3 protein-coding genes are annotated in these 1,682 nt (G+C 65.9%); 1 reads left to right on the forward strand and 2 read right to left on the reverse strand.

The features are described 5' to 3' along the window. Positions 1-233 (reverse strand): metallophosphoesterase family protein (locus tag PGX04_RS17380; protein ID WP_273739671.1); only part of this gene is annotated, 233 nt, incomplete at its 3' end. A 157-nt stretch (positions 234-390) separates the two neighbouring features. On the opposite strand from PGX04_RS17380, the gene PGX04_RS17385 reads away from it, so the two are divergent. Further along, a complete protein-coding gene (locus tag PGX04_RS17385; RefSeq protein WP_273739672.1) occupies positions 391-1,335 on the forward strand; it encodes a cation diffusion facilitator family transporter in 945 nt (314 codons plus the stop codon). A 50-nt stretch (positions 1,336-1,385) separates the two neighbouring features. On the opposite strand, the gene PGX04_RS17390 is transcribed toward PGX04_RS17385, so the two are convergent. Next, positions 1,386-1,682: hypothetical protein (locus PGX04_RS17390; protein WP_273739673.1), on the reverse strand; the 297-nt coding region annotated here is incomplete at its 5' end.

Consider the following 1,682-nt stretch of genomic DNA (forward strand, 5'->3'; position numbering starts at 1 on the left):
CCGCCCGCCTCGACGACGCGGGCCGTCGGCAGTCGCTCACAGACCGCCGGCTCGTCGGCGTTTCCGTGGACCGCGGACAGCCGGTCGCACTCGTTCTGGAACGCCTCGAGAGCGGTTTCGGTCGTGAAATCACCCGCGTGGATGACGGTCTCGGCCTCGCGGGCCGCAGTCAGAGCCTCGCCCTCGAGTTCGTGGCCGCGGCGGCTGTGCGTGTCCGAGAGGATCGCGATCATGGCCGTGCTTCGGTCGCCGCTGACAGGTCCCTTTCGGATGCGACCGATCGGACCGTCCCAATCGCGCGCAGAGATGGTGCCTCCGGTCGTGGGGGCGAGGAACAACCGGCTCTAGAACGGCTTACACTTTTGGGGGGCCCACCCGTAGTCGTCGCCGATGGCCAGTAGCACCTCCGTCGTGCTCGCCGCACTGTTCGCGAACGGGGCGATCGCGATCCTGAAGTTCGGCGGGTTTCTGTTGACCGGGAGTCCCGCGATGCTGTCGGAGACGTACCACTCGATTTCGGACACGGGCAATCAGGTCCTTTTGCTGGTCGGAATCAAGTACGGCGCACAGGAAGCCAATCGGTCCCATCCGTTCGGCCACGGGAAGGCGCAGTTCTTCTACAGCCTGCTCGTCAGCGTCATGCTCTTCGGGATCGCCGGCTGGGAGAGCGCCAGACACGGTTATAGCGCGCTGCAAGAGGGCGGCGTCCATCGGGCCAGCGAGGACATCTCCCTGTTCGGAACGATGATCGACCCGATCTTCGTCAACTACGCCGTGTTGATCGGCGCGATTCTCTTCGAATCCTACGCGCTCTGGAAGGCCTATCAGGGAATGAGCCGCCAGATGGACGAGTACGGCTGGTCGAGCTTCCGCGAGGCGTTCAGCAAGACCAGCGACGTGACGACGCTGACCGCGCTCACCGAGGACACCATCGCGCTCGCCGGTGCGGGGATCGCCCTCTTCGGGATCTACCTCACTCGAGTTACCGAAAACCCGGTGTACGACGCCGGCGCGGCGCTCATCATCGGGATCATGCTCATGGGCTTCGCCGTCGCGCTCGCCTGGGAGAACAAGCGGCTCATCATCGGCGAGAGCCTCTCGAAAGACGCCGAGGACGACCTCCGCACCATCGTCGCCGACTGGGACGGCGTGACCGAACTGGTCGACTTCCGGACCGTCTACTTCGGGGCCGAAGAGCTGCTCGTCACCGCCGACGTCGCGTTCGATCCCGACCTCGACACGGCGACGATCGACGAGCGAATTACCGCGATCGAACGAGCCCTGATCGCCCACGACGACCAGGTGCAGAAGGTCTACATCGAACCCGAAACGTAGCCGCCCAGAGACGGTCTCGTTTCGTCACGCTACCGATCCGCTCGTTCCGGTTACTCCGCCGACTCCTCGGTCTCCCCGTCCGTATCGTCGTAACCCGCCACCACCGTCGACCCCGGCGGCCGGTCGTTCAACACCGCCGTCACCGTCGTCTCCTCCAAGTCCACCGTCGACTCGAGCGGCTCCCACCCGTCCGCCGTTTCGACGGCGACCGCGACGTCGGTCGGACTCGCGCCGGGCGGCAGTCTCGAGGGGTCGTAGACGAGCGCGATCCGGACGGCTTCGACCGCCTTCAGTTCGTCGAGCGCCACGAGATCGACGGGATCGGCGAGCGCGTCCACCGGCGGCTC

The organism is Natrinema soli (assembly GCF_028618695.1).